We start from the raw sequence: 20,103 nt of genomic DNA, 5'->3' as shown, positions 1-20,103 counted from the left end.
GTGCTACGCGCGCAGATTCGGGGGCGGGATGCGGCCCGGCGGAGTGCTGCGGGCCCGGTATGTGCTGTCAGGAGGCGTCCGGGACGAGGGAGCACCCCGGGTCGGATGAGGCGCAGACGACGTCCTGGTAGGCGCCGGTGCCGATCGCGGCGAAGTTGGCGAGGCTGCCGGTGTGCGGCACGAAGTAGCCGGTGTGGCCGACGGCGTCGCGGGCCGACAGACGCCGGGCGCCGAAGCCGGCCGCCACCGGGTCCGCACCGTGCCCGAGCCCTCCGACGTCGAGGTGGGGGACGTCGGCGATCCAGTCGTCGGCGTCCCGCATCGCCCAGATGTGGGCGCGGGTGCCGAGTTGCGCCGCGTTGTCGGCGCGCATCCCCGGACTGCCGGCGACGGCGATGTCGGTGACGCTGTCCGGCAGCCGGTGCGCCGCCACCCCGCAGACCACCGATCCGTAGCTGTGGCAGAACAGCGCGACCTCGGGAGCGGCCGCGGCCGAGGTCGCGGGCAGGGCGCGGACCAGGGCGTCCAGCCGTACCGCGCCGTCCTCGGCGTCTCCGCCCGAGGCGGCGTCCACGCCGAGCCCGGCGGGCGCCGTGTAGTCGGCCCAGGCGATGGTCGCCGTGTCCGCGCCGGGGCGGGTGGTGTGCTGCTGCTGTTGCAGCGCGTCGGCCATGCCGACCGGGGCCGAGTACTGCCGTGCCGACTTCTCGAAGGTCAGCAGCTCGGTGTCGACGCCGGGGACGACCACCGAGACCCGCCGGGCGTCGCGCAGGTCGCCGAAGACCTCGGCGGCCCGGCCGCGCCCCGTCGGGTCGAAGGCGAGGATCTGCCGCTGCGGGCTCAGCATCGAGTTGAAGCGGTGCATCCGGTGCTTCGCCTGGCTGCGGCCCTCCTCGGTCAGCCGCTCGTCCCGCATCCGTTTGCGCTCGGTGTCGCGCGCCTGGAGCAGCGCGGTGCGGTTCGCCCGGTAGCGCAGCTCCAGGGGTGCGCCGCCGAGGTTGCCCACGACGAGCGGGAAGCGTGCGGCGAGGTCGCGCTGCTGGGCCCTGCTCAGCTCGTGGAAGTAGTGGGCGATCCTGCCGGGCGGGGCGTCTGGGGCGGGCAGCGGGCGCCCGGCGAGGGAGGCCTTCTTCCAGGCGTGCACCGCCGCTGCGCGCGGCCCGGGCTCCGCCTGGTGCTTGCGCGCCGCCGTCCAGCCGGATGTCGCCAGCAGGACGAGGACGACGGCCAGGGCGAGCACCGCACGCCAGACCGTGATGCCCGGGGCGCCCGGTGCGGGAACGCCGAGTCCGGACAACGGGTTGCCTGGTGCGGGGAAGTAAGTCACTGGGGCGACACCTTAGGAGATGCCGCTGAGCGGTCCCGCATTCGGAGACCCCGGGTGAGTCATCTCACGTTTCGTACTGTGCGGTCGGGTCGGGGTCGCGCGTCCGCAACGGGCGGCGGTCACGGTGTGCAACTGCCGTACGGGGTCCGGGTGTCGGGCTCAGCTCCGTCGGCCCCAGTCGGAGGCGAGTGCGGGCCCCAGTTGCGCGATGTAGTCGCGGGTGACCTCGCGTGCCGTCTCGAGGGAGGCGTCGTTGCGCATGCTCCACTGCCGGGCGGCGGTGCGCATCACCCCGGTGAAGGCGGCGACCAGTACCCGCGGCCGCGGGTCCCGGTCGGCGTCCACCCCGGTGCGCCGGGCGACTTCCTGGACGAGCTTCTCCTCCATCAGCAGCGAGTACCGCAGATGTGCGGCCAGCAGGGGCGGGGTCACCTCGATGACCTGGCACATCTTCAGGTGAAGAGGGAGCGGGGTGATCTCCTCGACAGCCACTCCGACGTCGTTCCACACGTCGTCGAGAGTGCCGCGCAGGCATTCCAGCGGCGACTCGGCCACCGGACGGGCGCACACGGCCTCGTAGTAGATGCGCTCCACCATGTTCTGCAGGAAGAGTGCGACCTCCTCCTTGTTCGCGAAGTAGCGGAAGAAGGTGCGCTGGGAGACGTCGACGGCCTCGGCGATCTGGTCGACCGTGGTGGCCTCGTAGCCCTGCGTGACGAAGAGTTCGTGGGCGGCCACGATCAGCGCGTCTCTTGTGCGCTGTTTCTTCCGTTCCCGCAGCCCCGTCAATGCCGTTTCCTCTCTCCGGCGATGCGCTCACGATGCGTGAGTGACAACTGACATTTACCGACTAATAATTTAGTTTGTCAATTGTCAGCGGCTGTCATTATCCTCCGGCCATGACCACCCAGACCAGCACCGTCGCGGACGACGCGCCGGACCCAGCATCCGCCGACGGCGGCGGCCCGGAGCCCCGCAGCGGGTTGCGCGGACACCCGTGGCTGACCCTCGTCACCGTCGCCTTCGGGGTCGCGATGGTCGCCCTCGACGGGACGATCGTCGCCATCGCCAACCCCGCCATCCAGCACGACCTCGACGCCTCCCTGGCCGATGTCCAGTGGATCACCAACGGCTATCTGCTCGCGCTCGCCGTCTCGCTGATCACCGCGGGCAAGCTCGGCGACCGCTTCGGACACCGGCAGACCTTCCTCGGCGGCGTGGTCGGCTTCGCCGCCGCCTCCGCCGCGATCGGCCTGTCCGGCAGCGTGGCGCTCGTCATCACCTTCCGGGTGCTCCAGGGCGTGTGCGGTGCTCTGCTGATGCCGGCCGCACTGGGCCTCCTGCGTGCCTCCTTCCCCGCCGAGCGGCTGAACGCGGCCATCGGCATCTGGGGCGCGGTCATCGGCGCCTCGACGGCGGCCGGGCCGATCGTCGGGGGGCTGCTGGTCGAACACAAGGGCTGGGAGTCGGTCTTCTTCATCAACATCCCGGTCGGCGCGCTCGCACTGGTGATGGGACTCGTCCTGCTGCTGGACCGGCGGTCGAAGGACGCGCCCCGCTCCTTCGACCTGCTCGGCATCCTCCTGCTGTCCGGTGCCATGTTCTGCCTCGTCTGGGCCATCATCAAGGCGCCCGACTGGCACTGGGGCGACCCCAGGACCCTCGGATTCCTGGCCGTCTCCGCGCTGGCCTTCGCCGTCTTCGGCTTCTGGGAGACCAAGGTCGCGGAACCACTGCTGCCGATGAGCATGTTCCGCTCGATACCGCTGACCGCCGGAACCGTGCTGATGGTGCTCATGGCCTTCGGCTTCATGGGCGGCATCTTCTTCGTCACCTTCTATCTGCAGAACGTCAACGGCCTCTCGCCGGTGGACAGCGGACTGCGCCTGCTGCCGCTCACCGCGATGATGATCGTCGCCTCCCCGCTGGCGGGCACGGTCATCACCAAGGTCGGCCCGCGCGTTCCGCTGGCCGGCGCCATGATTCTGGCGGCCGTCGCCATGTTCGGGCTCTCCACCCTGGAGGCGGACAGCGGCATGGGAGTCACCTCGCTGTGGTTCGCCCTGCTGGGCCTCGGGCTCGCACCGGTGATGGTCGGCGCCACCGAAGTGATCGTCGGCAACGCGCCGCTGCAGCACGCGGGTGTCGCGGGCGGGCTCCAGCAGGCCGCCATGCAGGTGGGCGGGAGCCTCGGCACGGCCGTACTCGGTGCCGTGATGGCCTCCCGGGTCGGCAGCGAACTCCCCCGCAAGTGGGCGGAGGCCAAGCTGCCTCCGCTGTCGGCAGAGAAGGAGTCGGCCCTCAGGGACGCGGCCGAAGTGGGCATCGCGCCCGTGCCGAAGGGGACGCCGGAACGGATGGCGGAGGCGATCGAGCACGCCGTGCACGGTGCCTTCGTCTCGGGTATGGGCCTGGCGTTCGTCTGCGCGGGCACCGTCTCGGTCCTGGCCGCCGGCGTGGCCGTCTTCACCAGCCGCGGCAAGAACGACGCCGGGCCTTCCGTGCACGTCTGAGGCGGTCTCCTTTTCGAAGGGCCGCACGCGAGGCCCTTCGGGAACGGCTTGCCGCGGTCGGCCGCCGGATGCGGGGTACGGAACGCAGCGTCGGCCGATGCGGCCGACGCTGCCGACCCGCCGACGGGTAACCGTGGCTTCCCGTGCCAGGCGCATCCCTGCTCCGGCGCACTCTCGGCTCCGGCGCGCTCCGGGCCCGGTGGACCCGCGCTCGACACACCCCACTGCTGCCTCCGCTCGCTGCCCGTACTGGCCGGACACAGCGTGGCGTATCGGATCTCTTCCCGGCCCGGTCTCGCCGGTGACGGTGGATAACTCGCGAGTTGTGGACAACTCCACCACCTGTCCCGGTGAACCGGGCCGTTTACTCTTGGCTGCCCTTCCGCGGCGCGGACATGCTGGTCACACGCCGGGCGACGACGTGCCCGGCCTTCAGCGGGGGAGTGATCAGCCGTGCAAGGCATGTTCGGACGAGGTCCGAGGAGGGCGGCCGGAATCCTGGCCGTGACCGCGCTGGCGGTGGCGCTGACAGCCGCCGCACAGCCCGTGGGGGCGCAGCCCCAGCAGCAGGCGGTGGCGCGGGGCTCTGCCGTGCCCCACCACCAGGCCGTCGAGCGGAAGGCCGCGCCCAGGCTGGGGGAGTGCGGACCGGGGGAGCTCTGTCTGTGGGAGCGTACGGAGTTCCGGGGCGAATCACGCGTCCATGAACTGCGCGGTATCGACATCGAGAGCTGTATCCCGCTGGCGGGTGGCGCCTCGGCCACCTCGGCGGCCAATCGCACCGGCCGACCGGTCACCCTCTACCAGAGCGAGGAGTGCGCGGAGACGGCCGAGTTCCACACCCACCCCTCGGGCTCGTGGACGCCCGAACTGCCCTACCGGGTGCGGGCCTTCAAGGTATGGGAGCACTGAGGTGCGCACCGGGCACGCGCGGCGGGTGCACGCATCCCGCGACCCGGTGGCGGGGTGCGGTCCGCTTCTGGACCGCACCCCGCCACCGGAGCCGGGTCGGGAGCCTGCGGGCTCCCGGCCGAAGGTGCTCGAATCAGGCGTCGCCTCCGGCGGTACCCGGGTCGGCCGCCGCGACCTCCAGCAACCGGTAGCGGTCGATGGCCTGCTTCAGCGCGGAGCGGTCCACCTTCCCCTCCTTCGCCAGTTCGGTCAGTACACCCAGCACGATCGACTGCGCGTCGATGTGGAAGAAGCGGCGCGCGGCACCCCGAGTGTCGGCGAAGCCGAACCCGTCGGCGCCCAGCGACTGGTAGGTGCCCGGCACCCAGCGCGAGATCTGGTCCGGCACGGCCCGCATCCAGTCCGAGACCGCCACCTTGGGCCCCTCGGCCGCCTGCAGTTTGCTGGTGACGTAGGGGACGCGCTGTTCCTCGTCCGGGTGCAGGAGGTTGTGCTCCTCCACCTCCACGGCGTCGCGCCGCAGTTCGTTCCAGGAGGTTGCCGACCAGACATCGGCCTTCACGTCCCACTCCTCGGCGAGGATCCGCTGCGCCTCCAGCGCCCACGGCAGAGCGACGCCGGAGGCCAGGATCTGCGCCGCATGGGTGCCCCGCTCGGCCGCCCGGTAGCGGTAGAGACCCTTGAGGATCCCCTCCACATCCACATTCTCCGGCTCGGCAGGCTGCTGGATGGGCTCGTTGTAGACCGTCAGGTAATAGAAGACGTCCTCGCCCTGCGGGTGCTCGGTGCTGGAGCCGTACATCCGGCGCAGCCCGTCCCGGACGATGTGGGCGATCTCGAAGCCGAAGGCCGGGTCGTAGGCGACCACCGCGGGGTTGGTCGAGGCCAGCAACTGCGAGTGGCCGTCGGCGTGCTGAAGTCCCTCGCCGGTGAGCGTGGTGCGCCCCGCGGTCGCGCCCAGTACGAAGCCCCGGGCCATCTGGTCGGCCATCTGCCAGAACTGGTCGCCGGTCCGCTGGAAGCCGAACATCGAGTAGAAGACATAGATCGGGATCATCGGTTCGCCGTGAGTGGCGTAGGCGGATCCCGCGGCGATGGTGGCGGCGGTGCAGCCGGCCTCCGAGATGCCGTCATGCAGCATCTGTCCGGTCTGCGACTCCTTGTAGGCCAGCAGGAGTTCCCGGTCCACGGACTCGTAGAGCTGCCCCAGCGGGTTGTAGATCTTGGCCGAGGGGAAGAAGGAGTCCATTCCGAAGGTGCGGTACTCGTCGGGTGCGATCGGCACGAAGCGCTTGCCGATCTCCTTGTCCCGCATCAGGTCCTTCAGCAGCCGCACGAAAGCCATCGTGGTGGCGATCTGCTGGTGCCCGGAGCCCTTCTTCAGCGTGGCGTAGGCCTTCTCGTCCGGAAGCCGGAGTGGCTTGGCCCTGTTGACCCGGGTCGGCACATAGCCGCCGCACTCCTGGCGGCGGTCGTGCATGTACTGGATCTCCTCGGAGTCGCGGCCGGGGTGATAGTAGGGCGGCAGGCCCGACTCCAACTCGCTGTCCGGGATCGGCAGATGCAGCCGGTCGCGGAACCCCTTCAGATCGTCGACCGTCAGTTTCTTCATCTGATGGGTCGCGTTGCGGCCCTCGAAGTTCGGGCCCAGCGTCCAGCCCTTGATCGTCTGCGCCAGGATGACGGTCGGCTGCCCCTTGTGCTCGGCCGCCGCCTTGTAGGTCGCATAGACCTTGCGGTGGTCGTGGCCTCCGCGGCCCAGGTGCAGAAGCTGGTCGTCGGTCATGCCCTCGACCATCTTGCGCAGTCGCTGGTCGCCGCCGAAGAAGTGCTCCCGGATGTAGGAGCCGCTCTCGGTCGCATAGGTCTGGAACTGGCCGTCCGGCGTCGTGTTGAGCTTGTTGACCAGCACGCCGTCCCGGTCCTGGGCCAGCAGCGGGTCCCAGGAGCGGTCCCACACCAGCTTGATCACGTTCCAGCCGGCGCCGCGGAAGTAGGACTCCAGTTCCTGGATGACCTTCCCGTTGCCCCGGACCGGTCCGTCCAGCCGCTGCAGATTGCAGTTGATGACGAAGGTGAGGTTGTCCAGCCCTTCGCGGGCGGCCAGGGAGAGCTGCCCGAGGGACTCGGGCTCGTCCATCTCGCCGTCGCCGAGGAAGGCCCACACCCGGGACCTGGAGGTGTCGGCGATGCCGCGGGACTCCATGTAGCGGTTCATCCGCGCCTGGTGGATCGCACCGATCGGGCCCAATCCCATGGAGACGGTGGGGAACTCCCAGAAGTCCGGCATCAGCCGCGGATGCGGATAGCTGGGCAGGCCGTGCGGAGCCTTGCTCTTCTCCTGTCGGAAGCCGTCGAGCTGGGCCTCGCTGAGCCGGTCGAGCAGGTAGGCGCGAGCGTAGATACCGGGGGAGGCGTGGCCCTGGAAGAAGATCTGGTCCCCGCCGTCGCCCTCGTCCTTACCGCGGAAGAAGTGGTTGAAGCCCACGTCATAGAGCGAGGCGGAGGAGGCGAAGGTGGCGATGTGGCCGCCCACCCCGATCCCGGGCCGCTGGGCACGCGAGACCATGACGGCCGCGTTCCACCGGGTCGCGTTGAGGATCTTGCGCTCGATCTCCTCGTTGCCGGGGAAGAACGGCTCGTCCCGGGTCGCGATGGTGTTCACATAGTCCGTGCTGCGCATCTCCGGGACGGCGACGCGCTTCTCGCGGGCGCGCTCGATGAGCCGGAGCATGAGGTAGCGGGCGCGTTCCCGTCCGCGCTCGTCGACGGCTGCGTCGAGCGAGTCGAGCCATTCCTGGGTCTCTTCAGGATCGAAATCCGGGACCTGGCTGGGAAGGCCGCCAATGATGATCGGGTTGCGATCGGATCCGGAAGCCACGCTGTTCCTTCGCTGTATCGGTCGGATGGTGCTCGGGGCCGGCGGCGGCGGACGCCCTGGATCGTGCTCAGTGGAGCGGCGCGCCGCCTCCATCGTGGACCGCCGCTGCTGTGACGTCATCTCTACCGATAAGTAACCCAGCGCCTTTCGAGGCGGGCCGGAAAGGGGTGTACGCAGGCGCAACGACACGGTCGACCTGCCACCTTACGCCCGTCCCGGGATGAGGTCCGCGCTCCGCACCGACACCCCAAACGTGCGTTCGGCCCTCCGGGCACCCTTACGGCTCCCCCGGGTCAGCCGGGGCAAACCTGGCAGATCCTGGTGGCTGCAATGTGGCCTGAATCACTCTCCATCAGGCATTGTGGTATGAGACGTCAACGTTTGGGCGGGATGGAAGGCCGGGTACTTGCGTGATCCGGCCCGCCCGTGTGGACTACGGCCCATGCCTCGCGTACGCGCGGGGTCGCAACCCCATATTCGTAAGACATGACTGGAGGCAATCCGTGAGCGCGACCGCGGACCACGCGGAGGAGCGGACCAACCCCGCCGCAAGGCTGGGTTTCCAGCCCGGACAGGTGGTCCAGGAGATCGGCTACGACGACGACGTCGACCAGGAGCTCCGCGAGTCCATTGAGGAGATCACCGGCGCGGAACTGGTCGACGAGGATTACGGCGATGTGGCCGACGCCGTGGTGCTGTGGTTCCGCGACGAGGACGGCGACCTGACGGACGCGCTGGTGGACGCCACCACGATGATCGACGAAGGTGCCCCCGTCTGGCTGCTGACCCCCAAGACGGGCCGTGAGGGCTATGTGGAGCCCAGCGACATCGGTGAGGCGTCCCAGACCGCCGGGCTCGCCCAGACCAAGAGCTTCAACGCGGCCAAGGACTGGACGGGCAGCCGTCTGGTCACTCCGAAGGGTTCCCCGAACAAGCGCTGACCAGCGCTTGCGCCCCGCATCGGTACACCACGGACGGTACTGCGCGAAGACCGCGCCCGCGGGCTCTCCTTCCGCGCCGCCGCCGCTTACCGCCTCATGACCGCTTCCGGTGCGTGTCCGACGCGCTCCGACGCGAACGAACCGAGCCCCTGACCGGCCCCCGGCCGGCAGGGGCTCGGTGCATAGGGTGGGGGCGACCGTGTCCGCCCACCGAAGGGAACCCGCCATGGCGATCGAGGCCGGTGCCGAGGCACCCGACATCGAGCTCAAGGACCAGCACGGCCAGACCGTGCGGCTCTCGGACTACCGAGGCGAGAAGAACGTCGTCCTGCTCTTCTACCCGTTCGCCTTCACCGGCGTGTGCACGGGGGAGCTGTGCGCCCTGCGGGACGAGCTTCCCCGCTTCGTCAACGACGACGTGCAGTTGCTGGCGGTCTCCAACGACTCGCCGTTCGCGCTGCGCGTCTTCGCCGAGCAGGAGGGGCTGGAGTATCCGCTCCTGTCCGACTTCTGGCCGCACGGTGCGGCGTCGCGCGCCTACGGAGTGTTCGACGAGGAGAAGGGCTGCGCGGTGCGCGGCACCTTCATCATCGACAAGGAAGGCACCGTGCGCTGGACCGTCGTCAACGGGCTGCCCGACGCGCGGGACCTCAAGGAGTACGAGCGGGAACTCGAGAAGCTCTGACGGCCGGCCGGACCGTCGCGCCGGGGCGCGCCTCCGAGCGCTCCGGCAACGCTCGGAACACCTCCGATTCCGCTCGGTAAGAGGGCTGTGTCCGGGGGAACCGCTCACTAGGATCGAATCGTTGATCCGACGGCATCCGAAACGGGGGCACGTGGTGTCCTCACGAAACAACTGACCAGGAGGACTCGTGGGAGTCAGCCTCAGCAAGGGCGGCAACGTCTCGCTGACCAAGGAAGCGCCCAATCTGACCGCGGTCATCGTCGGTCTCGGCTGGGACGCCCGTACGACCACCGGCAGCGACTTCGACCTCGACGCGAGTGCCCTGCTGACGAACGCGGAGGGCAAGGTCGCCAACGACCAGAACTTCGTGTTCTTCAACAACCTCAAGAGCCCCGACGGCTCCGTCGAGCACACCGGTGACAACCTCACCGGCGAGGGCGAAGGCGACGACGAGGTCATCAAGGTGAACCTCGCTGGGGTACCGGCCGATGTCGAGAAGATCGTTTTCCCCGTCTCGATCTACGAGGCGGAGAGCCGCCAGCAGAGCTTCGGCCAGGTGCGGAACGCCTACATCCGCGTCGTCAACCAGGCCGACAACGCCGAGCTGGCGCGCTATGACCTCAGCGAGGATGCGTCGACCGAGACGGCGATGGTCTTCGGTGAGCTCTACCGGCACGGTGCGGAGTGGAAGTTCCGTGCCATCGGCCAGGGCTACGCCTCGGGCCTGCGCGGCATCGCGCAGGACTTCGGCGTGAACGTCTGAGGGACCCGCAGGGCATGCGCCCACCGGCCCGGCCGACGGGCCGACAGGGCGCGCCTGCCGGAGACCGGCAGCCACGGGCGCCGCAGACTTCCGTGCCCCGGAGGTGTGCGGCGCCCGGTGGTACGGAGAGACTGGACGCACTGTGGCGCGGGCCGCACGGCCGAGCCACCAGCCGGGGAGAGGACCAGAAACATGAGCGTCACGCTCGCCAAAGGGGGAAACGTCTCCCTCTCGAAGGCCGCACCGAACCTGACCCAGGCTCGGGTCGGTCTGGGCTGGAAGGCCCGATCCACCACGGGCGCCGACTTCGACCTCGACGCCAGCGCACTGCTGTGTTCCGGCGGCCGGGTTCTCGGCGACGAGTACTTCATCTTCTACAACAACCTCAAGAGTCCGGACGGTTCCGTCGAGCACACCGGCGACGAGCTGGTGGGCGGCACCGGCAGTGACGACGACGAGACGGTCCTGGTGGACCTTCCGCTGGTGCCGCCGCAGGTGGACAAGATCGTCTTCGCGGTCTCGATCTACGAGGCCGAGAGCCGGCACCAGACCTTCGGCCAGGTCGCCGAGGCGTACATCCGCGTCGTCAACCAGGAGGACGGGGTCGAGCTGGCCCGCTACGACCTCACCGAGGATGCCTCTTCCGAGACGGCGATGATCTTCGGAGAGCTTTACCGTTACAGCGGGGAGTGGAAGTTCCGTGCCGTCGGTCAGGGGTATGCGTCGGGCCTGCGGGGCATCGCTCTAGACTTCGGCGTCAATGTCGCCTAGCCGACTTCGGAGTTAGACGACTTCGGAGTCGCAGCCGTCAAAGGGCGCTCGCCCTGTTGTGAACCTATGCAGACCGGACAGCGGATTGGGAAGCCAGTGCTCCTGAAAACCTTTGGCTGGTCCTTCGGCGTCACCGCCGTCGGACTGGCTGCAGCGGCGTTCTTCTGGGGGTGGGAGGCGTTCGCCCTCGTGGCGATCCTTTCCGTCCTGGAGATCTCCCTGTCGTTCGACAACGCGGTCGTCAACGCCGGCGTGCTGAAGAAGATGAACGCCTTCTGGCAGAAGATCTTCCTCACCATCGGCATTCTGATCGCGGTATTCGGCATGCGGCTGGTCTTCCCGGTCATCATTGTCGCCATCAGCGCGCAGGTCGACCCGATCGAGGCGGTACGGGTCGCTCTGGACAACCCCGACCGCTACGAGCAGTTGGTCACGGACGCGCATCCGGCCATCGCCGCGTTCGGCGGGATGTTCCTGCTGATGATCTTCCTCGACTTCATCCTCGAGGAGCGGGAGGAGACCTGGGTCGGCTGGCTGGAGCGCCCGCTCGCCCGGCTCTCCAAGATCGACGGACTCTCCGTCTGCATCGCCCTGATCGCCCTGCTGGTCACGGCGACCACGTTGGCCACCACCGCGCACCAGCACGTCGGGCACGCCGACAAGTCGGGCACGGTGCTGCTCTCGGGTGTCGCCGGTCTCATCACCTATCTGATCGTCAACGGACTCTCCGGCCACTTCGAGGACAAACTCGAAGAGGAGGAGGAGCGCGAGCAGGAGGAAGAAGAGCAGGCCAAGAAGGCGGGGAAGCAGCCCTCGGCCGTCGGACTGGCCGGCAAGGCGGCCTTCTTCATGTTCCTCTACCTCGAGGTCCTGGACGCGTCGTTCTCCTTCGACGGCGTCATCGGCGCCTTCGCGGTCACCAACCAGATCTTCTGGATGGCGCTCGGCCTGGGCATCGGCGCGATGTACGTCCGTTCCCTCACGGTCTACCTGGTGCGCCAGGGCACCCTGGACGACTACATCTACCTGGAGCACGGTGCGCACTACGCCATCGGCGCCCTCTCGGTGATCCTGCTCGTCACCGTCAAGTATCAGATCAACGAAGTGATCACCGGTCTGGTCGGTGTCGTGCTGATCGCGCTCTCCTTCTGGTCCTCGCTGCGCCGCAACCGCGCGCTCGAGGTGGCCGGGGGAGACGGGGACGGCGGGGACGACGGGGAGGATCCCGAGCAATCCGAGGTCACCGCGCGCGTGTGACCGGCTGCTGATTGAGGAACGCTCCCAGCGGGGCGGCTTCTGTGACGGTGCGGGCCGAAGGGGTCCGTACGGCCGTCCCGGAGCCGCCCCGCTGCGGTGGATCGGGGCTCGAGCGCGAGTGGGGGTGCGGGATGGTCTCCCTGTGGGAGAACTGGCGGCGGGGTGTGGGCATGTCCCGGCGCGGACCCAAGTTCGACACGGTCGGCGGTCCGTCGACGTACGCGATGGAGCTGACCAAGCGGCACGCGGAGCTGTCGCTGACCAAGCAGGGCGCCGACAGTGGCAGTCTGCAGGTCAACCTCTCCTGGCGGATGCGCAGTTCGGATGTGGAGGGGGTCGGCCGGCGGACCGGCGGTTCGCTACGGCACCCGCTCAGAGCGTTCAAGCCGACCGTGGTGCAGGCCCACACCCAGGGTGTTGTCAACGTCGACCTGGATCTGGCGTGCATGTACGAGTTGACGGACGGCACCAAGGGCGTCGTCCAGCCGCTCGGCAACTTCCTGGGGGACTGGAACGCGCCCCCCTACATCAAGCTCACCGGTGACGACCGGTTCGGCTCGCCCTCCGGGGAGACGCTCTATGTCAACCTCGACCACCGGGAGGAGCTGAAGCGGCTGCTCTTCTTCGTCTACATCTACGACGGCACCCCGGCCTTCGACCGGACGCACGCGGTCGTCACGCTCATCCCCAGTAACGGCCCCCATGTGGAGGTGGGTCTGGACGAGCGCGCTCCGCAGGCCCGCTCGTGCGCCGTGCTGCTGATGGAGAACGTCAAGGGCGAGCTGAAGGTGCGCCGGGAGGTCCGCTACGTCTACGGCTTCCAGGCGGAGCTGGACCGGCTCTACGGCTGGGGCCTGCAGTGGGGCCGGGGCTACAAGACGCAGAAGGTCTGAGCCGGTACGGCCCGGCCCGCTGCCCCACCCGCCGTACTTCCGCCGCGGCGCCCTGGTGCTGGGCCGCCCCCCGGCGCCGTGGACAGCCGCCTCCGGCGCCGGAGGTGCCGCGCTCAGCGGTTCAGGAACTGCGGCCCCTGGGGCGGCAGCGCGAACGCCGGGTCCGGCTGGGGGTAGCCGTAGGTGGGTTGCGGGTAGCCGTAGGCCGGCTGGGTGGCGGGTGGCTGCTGAGGCGGATGGTGTGGCGGCTGCGGGTAGCCGTAGCCGGGCGGCTGCTCCGGCGGAGCCGGGACACCGGCTACCCGCTGAGGCCCTGCTCCCTGAGGCCCGAACGGCGGCGCGCCGGGCGGCGGCACCTGCGCTGTGACGGCCGAGGCCGCCACCCCGGCCGGATCCGGTTGCGGCTCCGGGGGCTCCGGAGCGGGCGGCTGCGGCTGCGGCGGCGGCGCGGGGTCCGGTCCGGGGCCGGGACCGGGGCCGGGGGTGGGCCCCGGCGGCGGACCGGGCGGGCCCGGCGGTACCGGCTCGGGGCCGGGCTCCGGCGGCGGTCCGGGTTCCGGGTGCGGCTCGGGTGGTACCGGGTCGGGCTCCGGGAAGCCGGGCTCGGGCGGCGGCTGGGGCACCGTCCCGGCGGGTGAGCTGAGCCGGAAGTCTTCGGAGCCGAGCGTGTCGGGCCGGGGCGAGTGGGCCACGGTCGCGTCCGGATCGTGCTCGGGGGAGTGCGTCCGCCCCGGGTCGGTGCGCCGTCCGGCTCCGGCCTGGGCCTCGTTCTCGTCGACGGTGATGCCGAACTCGGTGGCGAGGCCGACCAGCCCGGTGTCGTAGCCCTGCCCCAGTGCCCGGAACTTCCAGCCGTCTCCGCGCCGGTAGAGCTCGCCGCAGACCATGGCCGTCTCGCCGCCGGTCTCCGGCTCGATGTCGAAGCGGGCGAGGAGTGCTCCGCCGGGCCCGGGCTCGGTTCCGCCGTCCGGGTTGCCCGCGTCGTGCAGCAGCAGCCGCAGGTCCCGGACGGCGGCAAAGCTGCCGCCGTCCGCGGAGGCGGCCAGCAGCACGCGGTCCACGGAGGCGTCCAGCGCACCCAGGTCGGCCTCGACGGTGTCGCGCAGCCCCTCGGGCTCGCGCTTCTTGGCCAGGTGCCGCACCAGCCCCGAGGGGTGGCGGGGCTGGTTGTAGAAGATGAAGTCGTCGTCGGAGCGGACCTTGCCGTCCGGGCCGAGCAGCAGAGCCGAGGCATCGACATCCGGTACTCCGGCGCCGGGGGCCCAGCAGAGCACGGCGCGGACCGTCCTGGACTCCAGCGGGATGTTCGACCCCTTCGTCATCGCGTGCGTCATGTCTTCATCCTGCCCCCGGACGGCCCCCCTCGACAACGCGGGATGTGCCGCGGCGGCGACGGGGCGTGTTCGCGGGGGCGCCCGGCGGCTCCGCAGAGCGGGCCGGGTGCGGCCGCTGTCCAGGCAGGGGAACTCGAGAGCGACGCTCGAACGTACGATGAGCAGCGACGCGGCACCACGGCGGCCCCGGCAGGACCACCGCCACCGCGTGACGCCACAGGTACGCCGGAGCGACGCGCACGGGCGCCGGGACGGCGGGACGGGGATATCCATGCGGCATTTCAGGCATCTGACGCCTGAGCGCCGAAGCGCGCTCTTCCACCGTGAGCCGGCCGAGTTCACTTCCGAAGCGGACGCGGGCACCCTCGCGATCGCGCTCGGCGCCACTCTCTACAGTCCGGCCACCAGAGCCGCGCTCGCCGACGACGTGCTCAAGCAGGCGGCGCGCGGCGTGGTCTCGATGGTGCTCTGCCTGGAGGACTCGATCGCCGACGCCGAGGTGCCGCTGGCCGAGGACAACCTCGTCGGTCAGCTCCGGGACCTGGCGGACCGGGCTGGGGCGGACGACCTGCCACTGCTGTTCGTACGGGTGCGGGAGTCCGGGCAGATCACCGGTCTGGTGCGCAGGCTGGGCCCGGCGGCGCGGCTGCTGTCGGGTTTCGTGCTGCCCAAGTTCACCGGGGACCGCTCGGTGCCGTTCCTGGAGGCGCTCACCGAGGCGGAGGCGGCGTCCGGGCGGCGGCTGTTCGCGATGCCCGTCCTGGAGTCGCCCGAACTGCTGCACCGGGAGACCCGCACGGATGCGCTCGCCGGGATCGCCCGCACTCTGGAGAAGTACCGCGAGCGGGTCCTCGCGCTGCGGCTGGGCGTCACCGACTTCTGTGCCGCCTACGGGCTGCGCCGCACGCCGGAGATGACCGCCTACGACGTGCAGATCGTCGCCTCGGTCATCGCGGATGTGGTGAACGTGCTGGGCCGGGCCGACGGCACCGGCTTCACGGTGACCGGGCCCGTATGGGAATATTTCCGGCAGCAGGAGAGGATGTTCAAGCCGCAGTTGCGGCGGAGTCCGTTCCTGAGCGGCCGCGCCGAGGACGTGCGCGCCGCGCTGATCGAGCACGATCTGGACGGTCTGCTGCGCGAGATCGAACTGGACCGGGCCAACGGCTTGCTGGGCAAGACCTGCATCCATCCCTCGCACGTGGCTCCCGTACACGCGCTGTCGGTCGTCAGCCACGAGGAGTTCTGCGATGCGACCGATGTGCTGCGCCCCGAGCGCGGCGGTGGCGGAGTGGTCCGCTCCGCGTATACGAACAAGATGAACGAGGTGAAGCCGCACCGGGCCTGGGCCGAGCGCACACTGCTGCGCGGCGAGGTCTTCGGGGTGGCGCGCGAGGGCGTGAGTTTCGTGGAACTGCTGGCGGCGGGAGTCAAGTGAACGCGAGTGTACGGGAGGCCGGTGCGGCCGGGACGCGGGCCGGGGCCGGCCCGCACACTACGGCGGAGACGGACCCGGAGGTGTGGACGGGCACATGGGTGGCCGAACGGCTCGGGGTGCGGCTGGAGGACGAGGGGCTGCGCGAGCTCCTGGGCCTGGCGCTGCGGCGCAATCCCAAGCGCGCCCATCTGCTGGTCTCCACCGTTCTGGGCAAGCATGTTCCGCAGCGCCCCTCGGCGGTCCTGGATGCGGGCCGCCGTCTGGGGGAGCGGGTGCGTGAGCGGCTGGGCGCAGCGGAGGCCGCCCGTTCCGTGGTGCTCGGTTTCGCGGAGACCGCGACCGGACTCGGACTCACCGTCGCGCACGGCATGGGCAGCCGCGTGAGCGCGCTGCACTCCACGCGGCGCCCGGTGCCGGGGGTGGCCCGGTTCGGCGGTTTCGAGGAGGAGCACAGCCACGCCACCTCGCACCTGCTGCTGCCCGAGGATCCGGGCGCGCTGCGCACCGGCGGGCCGCTGGTGCTGGTGGACGACGAGCTCTCCACCGGCCGGACGGTGCGCAACACCGTCGCGGCGCTGCACGCCGCCCACCCCCGCGACCGGTATGTCGTGGCCGCGCTGGTCGACACCCGTGGTGGGGCGGATGTGGCAGCGCTGGAGAAGTTCGCCGCCGAGCTGGGCGCCCGCATCGACGTGGTGGCGCTGGCCGCCGGCCGAGTAGGGCTCCCCGACGATGTGCTGGAGCGCGGCCGGGAACTGGTCGCGGCGCATCGCGGCGGACCCCGTCCCGCACCGCCGCCGGAGGCGCGGGGCGCCGTGCGCCGGGTGGAACCGGACTGGCCGCAGGGGCTTCCGGACGGCGCGCGGCACGGCTTCGGGCCGCGCGAGCAGCTCCGTCTGGAGGCCGCGCTGCCGGGCATGGCCGAGCGGGTGCTCCGGGCGCTGGACTGCGTCCCTGCGGTGCCCGCGGACGGCGCGCCGCCTCGCGTCCTCGTCCTCGGGAGCGAGGAGCTGATGTACGCGCCGCTCATGCTCGCGGCCGAGCTGGAGCGGCGCGCCGAGGGGCGGGCGGAGGTCCGCTTCTCCACCACGACCCGCTCGCCCGTCCTGGCCGTCGACGACCCGGGGTATGCGATACGCACCGCGCTGCGCTTCCCCGCGCACGACCTGCCGCCCCACGACGGACCGGACAGCACGGCCGACGGGGCCGACGAGGTCGACGGGGCCGACGGGGCAGACCCGGGTGGTGCTCACGGCCCCGTTGAGCGCTACGCCTACAACATCGCCGGTCAGGGCTTCGACGCCGTCGTGGCGGTCGTGGACAGCGTGGGCGACACCCCCGCGCTGCACGCCCCCCGGGGGCTGCTGGACCAGCTCGCGGGATGTGTCCCCGAGGTGGTGCTGTCCGTCGTCCCCTCCTACGTTCCGGACGGTACCGCCCGGCGTCTTCCCGCGCCGCTGCACGGCCCGGCCTTCTCCTCGTACCCGCAGGACGAGGTGGCGTGGCTGCTGCGCGATCTGTCCGACGTCGAACTGGAGGCGCCCACCGAGGAGCGCGAGGAGGCCATCCAGGCGGGCGGCGCGCACTATGCGGAGTCGCTGCCCGTGGAGTACCAGCCGTCCGCGGAGTACCAGCGGCTCTTCCACGACGCGCTGGAGTCCGCGGCCGAGCGGCTGGCCCGCGCGGTCGGCACCGTCACCGAGACGGTGCTCGCCGAGCGCGGGCCGCGCCCCGTGCTGGTCTCGCTGGCCCGGGCGGGTACGCCGGTCGGGGTGCTGATGCGCCGCTGGGCGCGCTACGCGCACGGCCTGGACCTGCCGCACTACGCCGTCTCGATCGTCCGCGGCCGCGGCATCGACACCAACGCGCTGGCCTACCTGGCCGCCCATCACGACCCGGCCGACGTCGTCTTCGTCGACGGCTGGACCGGCAAGGGCGCCATCACCCACGAGCTGGCCCAGGCCCTCGCCGCGCACCCCCGGTTCGACCCGGAGCTGGCGGTGCTGGCCGACCCCGGTTCCTGTGTGCGCACGTTCGGCACCCGGGAGGACTTCCTCATCCCCTCCGCCTGTCTGAACTCGACCGTCTCCGGGCTGATCTCCCGTACGGTGCTGCGCGCGGACCTGGTGGGCCCGCACGACTTCCACGGCGCGAAGTTCTACCGTGAGCTGTCGGGGAGCGATCTGTCGGGGCACTTCGTGGACACGGTCTCGGCGTGCTTCCCCGCGGTCCGGGCGGATGCGGCCCGGGACGCCGCGGCGGCGGCCTCCGCGGACCGCACCCCGACCTGGGCGGGCTGGCAGGCTGTGGAGGAGATCAGCGAGGCGTACGGCATCGGGGACGTGAATCTGATCAAACCGGGGGTGGGCGAGACCACCCGGGTCCTGCTGCGCCGCGTCCCGTGGCGCATCCTGGCGCGGCGTGGCGCGGGCGCCGACCTCGACCACGTACGGCTGCTGGCCGCCCAGCGCGGCGTACCCGTCGAGGAGGTCGAGGAGCTGCCCTACCGCTGTGTCGGTATCGTCCACCCGCGCTACACGCGCGGTGCCACCGGCGCCGACGGGAAGGCCGCCCGATGACCCCGCCGACACCGCCGACTCCGGACCCGGGGCTCGGCATGGGCACGGACGCGGGCCCGGACAGGGGCACGGGACCGGCCCCGGCCCCGGCAGCGGGAAGCACCCTGGTCGCCAGCGATCTGGACCGCACGCTCATCTACTCCGCCGCGGCGCTGGAACTGACCATGCCCGACGCCCGGGCGCCCCGGCTGCTGTGCGTCGAGACGTACGAGAGCCGTCCGCTGTCCTTCATGACGGAGGACGCCGCCCGGCTGCTGAGCGAGCTCGCGGACCGCACCGTCTTCGTGCCCGCCACCACGCGGACCCCCGAGCAGTACCGCCGGGTACGGCTGCCCGGCCCGCCGCCCCGCTACGCGGTCTGCGCCAACGGCGGCCATCTGCTGGTGGACGGAGTGAGCGATCCCGCGTGGCGGGAGCGGGTGCGCGAGCGGCTGACCGCGTGCGCCCCGCTCGATCTGGTCCGCGCCCACATGCTGCGCCTGGCCCGCCCGGAGTGGCTGCTCAAGGAGCGCGTCGCGGACGGACTGTTCGCCTATCTGGTGGTCGACCGGGCGCTCCTGCCCGGCTCCTGGGTCCGGGAGCTCGCCGACTGGGCGGGCCCGCAGGGCTGGAGCGTCTCCCTGCAAGGGCGCAAGATCTACGCCGTGCCGAATCCGCTCACCAAGAGCGCCGCCGTCGCCGAGGTGGCCCGCCGGACCGGTGCGGCGCGGACCTTCGCGGCGGGCGACTCCCTGCTCGACGCCGATCTGCTGCGCTTCGCCGATACGGCGTGGCGCCCCGCGCACGGCGAACTCGCCGACAGCGGTCTGCGGCTGCCGCACCTGCGGGTGCTGCCCGACCGCGGCGTCCTGGCCGGAGAGGCCGTACTGCTGGGGATGGGTTCCGCACTGGCCGAGCTGACCGACCCGGAGCCGGTCAGGACCGAGCCGGGCGGGCTGACGCCGAGGGGAGCGGAGCCGATCGGGCCGCCGCCCGCGGCGCTGCCGGAGGGGTGACAGGGCCCGGTCACCGGCCGTCCCGCTGTCCGCCGTCGCTCTCGCCGTCGCCGTCCCTGTCGCCGTCCGCGCCCCGCTGCCCGCCGTCGTCGCCCGGATGCAGCTCTTCCTTCCCGCCGGAGCTCCCCGCGTCCTCCGCTCCGCCGAAGAGTGAGGCCCGGCGCCGCAGTTCCTCGCCCCGCAACCGGGCACGCGTCCGCTGCTCGTTCCGCCCGTGCCCCCGCCGGGCACGGGCGGCCTCGTCCATGTGGCGCTGCTGCCAGTACGGGTTGTCGTACGGCAGGGCACTGCCCACGCGCCCGTACATCCCGAAGACGAGCAGCAGCAGCCCGACGGCAAAGCTGAACAGCACGTTCTGCAGTTCGAACGCGAGCATGTTGAAGCTGGTCTCCAGCAGCGCCAGATTGACGAATCCGCTGAGCAGGAACAGACCGCCGAAAGTGATGTTGAGGCTGGAGGCGAAGTTCCCGCCGCGCACCATCCCGGCGAACAGCAGCAGGCCCACCACGACGGAGAGCACACTGAGTGCGCCATTCGTGCTCAGTCCGCCCACCTGGTCGCCACCGGTGTCGAAGAACCCGATGTTGTCGGTGAGCCCCAGGACGCCGAAGAAGGTCAGGATGACACCGACCAGAGCCGAGCCCAGTCGATAGACTCTGCTCAGCTTGTGGTGCACCGGCATGTGCTCGTCCAGAACCCGCCGCCCGCGCGGCAGCACGCGGCGGTGGCGAGAGGCGCGGGCGGGGGACGGCGACGCGGCCACGGGAACCCCCTCGGGGCGGCTGGAAAGCGCTCGGCTGTCCCCTTCAGCATC

General features: G+C 70.9%; 16 protein-coding genes. 11 read left to right on the top strand and 5 right to left on the bottom strand.

Going from position 1 to position 20,103, the window contains the following annotated elements; translation table 11 throughout:
• Positions 1–67: 67 nt before the first annotated feature.
• Together P2424_RS08930 and P2424_RS08925 are read right to left on the bottom strand one after the other, a co-directional pair.
• Positions 68–1,327: an alpha/beta hydrolase gene (locus P2424_RS08930; protein WP_276475242.1), complete on the bottom strand. Its 1,260-nt coding sequence runs from the start codon at positions 1,325–1,327 to the stop codon at positions 68–70.
• Between the two features lie 159 nt (positions 1,328–1,486).
• Positions 1,487–2,116, bottom strand: a complete 630-nt coding sequence (locus P2424_RS08925; protein WP_276475241.1) for a TetR family transcriptional regulator — start codon at positions 2,114–2,116, stop codon at positions 1,487–1,489.
• A 110-nt stretch (positions 2,117–2,226) separates the two neighbouring features.
• On the opposite strand from P2424_RS08925, the gene P2424_RS08920 reads away from it, so the two are divergent.
• Together P2424_RS08920 and P2424_RS08915 are read left to right on the top strand one after the other, a co-directional pair.
• A complete protein-coding gene (locus tag P2424_RS08920) occupies positions 2,227–3,840 on the top strand; it encodes an MFS transporter (protein WP_276475240.1) in 1,614 nt (537 codons plus the stop codon).
• A 504-nt stretch (positions 3,841–4,344) separates the two neighbouring features.
• Positions 4,345–4,752 carry a peptidase inhibitor family I36 protein gene (locus tag P2424_RS08915; RefSeq protein WP_276475239.1) on the top strand — a complete coding sequence of 136 codons (408 nt, stop codon included), beginning with the start codon at positions 4,345–4,347 and terminating at the stop codon, positions 4,750–4,752.
• 133 nt (positions 4,753–4,885) lie between these two features.
• Here P2424_RS08915 and aceE read toward each other — a convergent pair whose 3' ends face one another.
• Positions 4,886–7,633 (bottom strand): pyruvate dehydrogenase (acetyl-transferring), homodimeric type, encoded by a 2,748-nt coding sequence (gene aceE / locus P2424_RS08910; protein WP_276475238.1) that lies wholly within the window; start codon positions 7,631–7,633, stop codon positions 4,886–4,888.
• Between the two features lie 503 nt (positions 7,634–8,136).
• Between aceE and P2424_RS08905 the strand changes: the two genes are divergently transcribed.
• The 6 genes from P2424_RS08905 (at position 8,137) to P2424_RS08880 (ending at position 12,943) form a co-directional block, all read left to right on the top strand.
• Complete coding sequence (locus tag P2424_RS08905; RefSeq protein ID WP_276475237.1) at positions 8,137–8,574, top strand: DUF3052 domain-containing protein; 438 nt, start codon at positions 8,137–8,139, stop codon at positions 8,572–8,574.
• Between the two features lie 226 nt (positions 8,575–8,800).
• The gene (locus P2424_RS08900; protein ID WP_276475236.1) at positions 8,801–9,259 is read left to right on the top strand and encodes a peroxiredoxin; all 459 of its coding nucleotides are present in this window, start codon (positions 8,801–8,803) and stop codon (positions 9,257–9,259) included.
• A 187-nt stretch (positions 9,260–9,446) separates the two neighbouring features.
• The gene (locus P2424_RS08895) at positions 9,447–10,022 is read left to right on the top strand and encodes a TerD family protein (protein WP_019356026.1); all 576 of its coding nucleotides are present in this window, start codon (positions 9,447–9,449) and stop codon (positions 10,020–10,022) included.
• A 192-nt stretch (positions 10,023–10,214) separates the two neighbouring features.
• Complete coding sequence (locus P2424_RS08890) at positions 10,215–10,793, top strand: TerD family protein (protein ID WP_276475235.1); 579 nt, start codon at positions 10,215–10,217, stop codon at positions 10,791–10,793.
• Positions 10,794–10,889: 96 nt separating this feature from the next.
• Entirely contained in the window at positions 10,890–12,050 is a 1,161-nt protein-coding gene (locus P2424_RS08885; protein WP_276475234.1) for a DUF475 domain-containing protein, read from the top strand.
• 131 nt (positions 12,051–12,181) lie between these two features.
• A complete protein-coding gene (locus P2424_RS08880; RefSeq protein WP_276475233.1) occupies positions 12,182–12,943 on the top strand; it encodes a Tellurium resistance in 762 nt (253 codons plus the stop codon).
• Positions 12,944–13,056: 113 nt separating this feature from the next.
• Here the strand turns inward: P2424_RS08880 and P2424_RS08875 are convergent, their stop codons facing one another.
• On the bottom strand, positions 13,057–14,277 hold the full coding sequence (locus tag P2424_RS08875; protein ID WP_276475232.1) for a TerD family protein: 1,221 nt from the start codon (positions 14,275–14,277) through the stop codon (positions 13,057–13,059).
• Positions 14,278–14,548: 271 nt separating this feature from the next.
• On the opposite strand from P2424_RS08875, the gene P2424_RS08870 reads away from it, so the two are divergent.
• The 3 genes from P2424_RS08870 to P2424_RS08860 all read left to right on the top strand — a co-directional run bounded on the left by P2424_RS08870 (position 14,549) and on the right by P2424_RS08860 (position 19,289).
• Positions 14,549–15,715: an HpcH/HpaI aldolase/citrate lyase family protein gene (locus P2424_RS08870; RefSeq protein ID WP_276475231.1), complete on the top strand. Its 1,167-nt coding sequence runs from the start codon at positions 14,549–14,551 to the stop codon at positions 15,713–15,715.
• 80 nt (positions 15,716–15,795) lie between these two features.
• Positions 15,796–18,294 carry a phosphoribosyltransferase gene (locus P2424_RS08865; protein WP_276478891.1) on the top strand — a complete coding sequence of 833 codons (2,499 nt, stop codon included), beginning with the start codon at positions 15,796–15,798 and terminating at the stop codon, positions 18,292–18,294.
• Between the two features lie 38 nt (positions 18,295–18,332).
• The gene (locus tag P2424_RS08860; RefSeq protein ID WP_276478890.1) at positions 18,333–19,289 is read left to right on the top strand and encodes an HAD family hydrolase; all 957 of its coding nucleotides are present in this window, start codon (positions 18,333–18,335) and stop codon (positions 19,287–19,289) included.
• 10 nt (positions 19,290–19,299) lie between these two features.
• On the opposite strand, the gene P2424_RS08855 is transcribed toward P2424_RS08860, so the two are convergent.
• Positions 19,300–19,971: a DUF4383 domain-containing protein gene (locus tag P2424_RS08855; RefSeq protein ID WP_276478889.1), complete on the bottom strand. Its 672-nt coding sequence runs from the start codon at positions 19,969–19,971 to the stop codon at positions 19,300–19,302.
• Between the last annotated feature and the right edge of the window lie 132 nt (positions 19,972–20,103).

Origin of the sequence: Streptomyces sp. WMMB303 (assembly GCF_029351045.1) — a bacterium.
Classification (GTDB): domain Bacteria; phylum Actinomycetota; class Actinomycetes; order Streptomycetales; family Streptomycetaceae; genus Streptomyces.
Note: the sequence above shows the minus strand (reverse complement) of the source record. Positions and strands in the feature narration are given on the sequence as shown.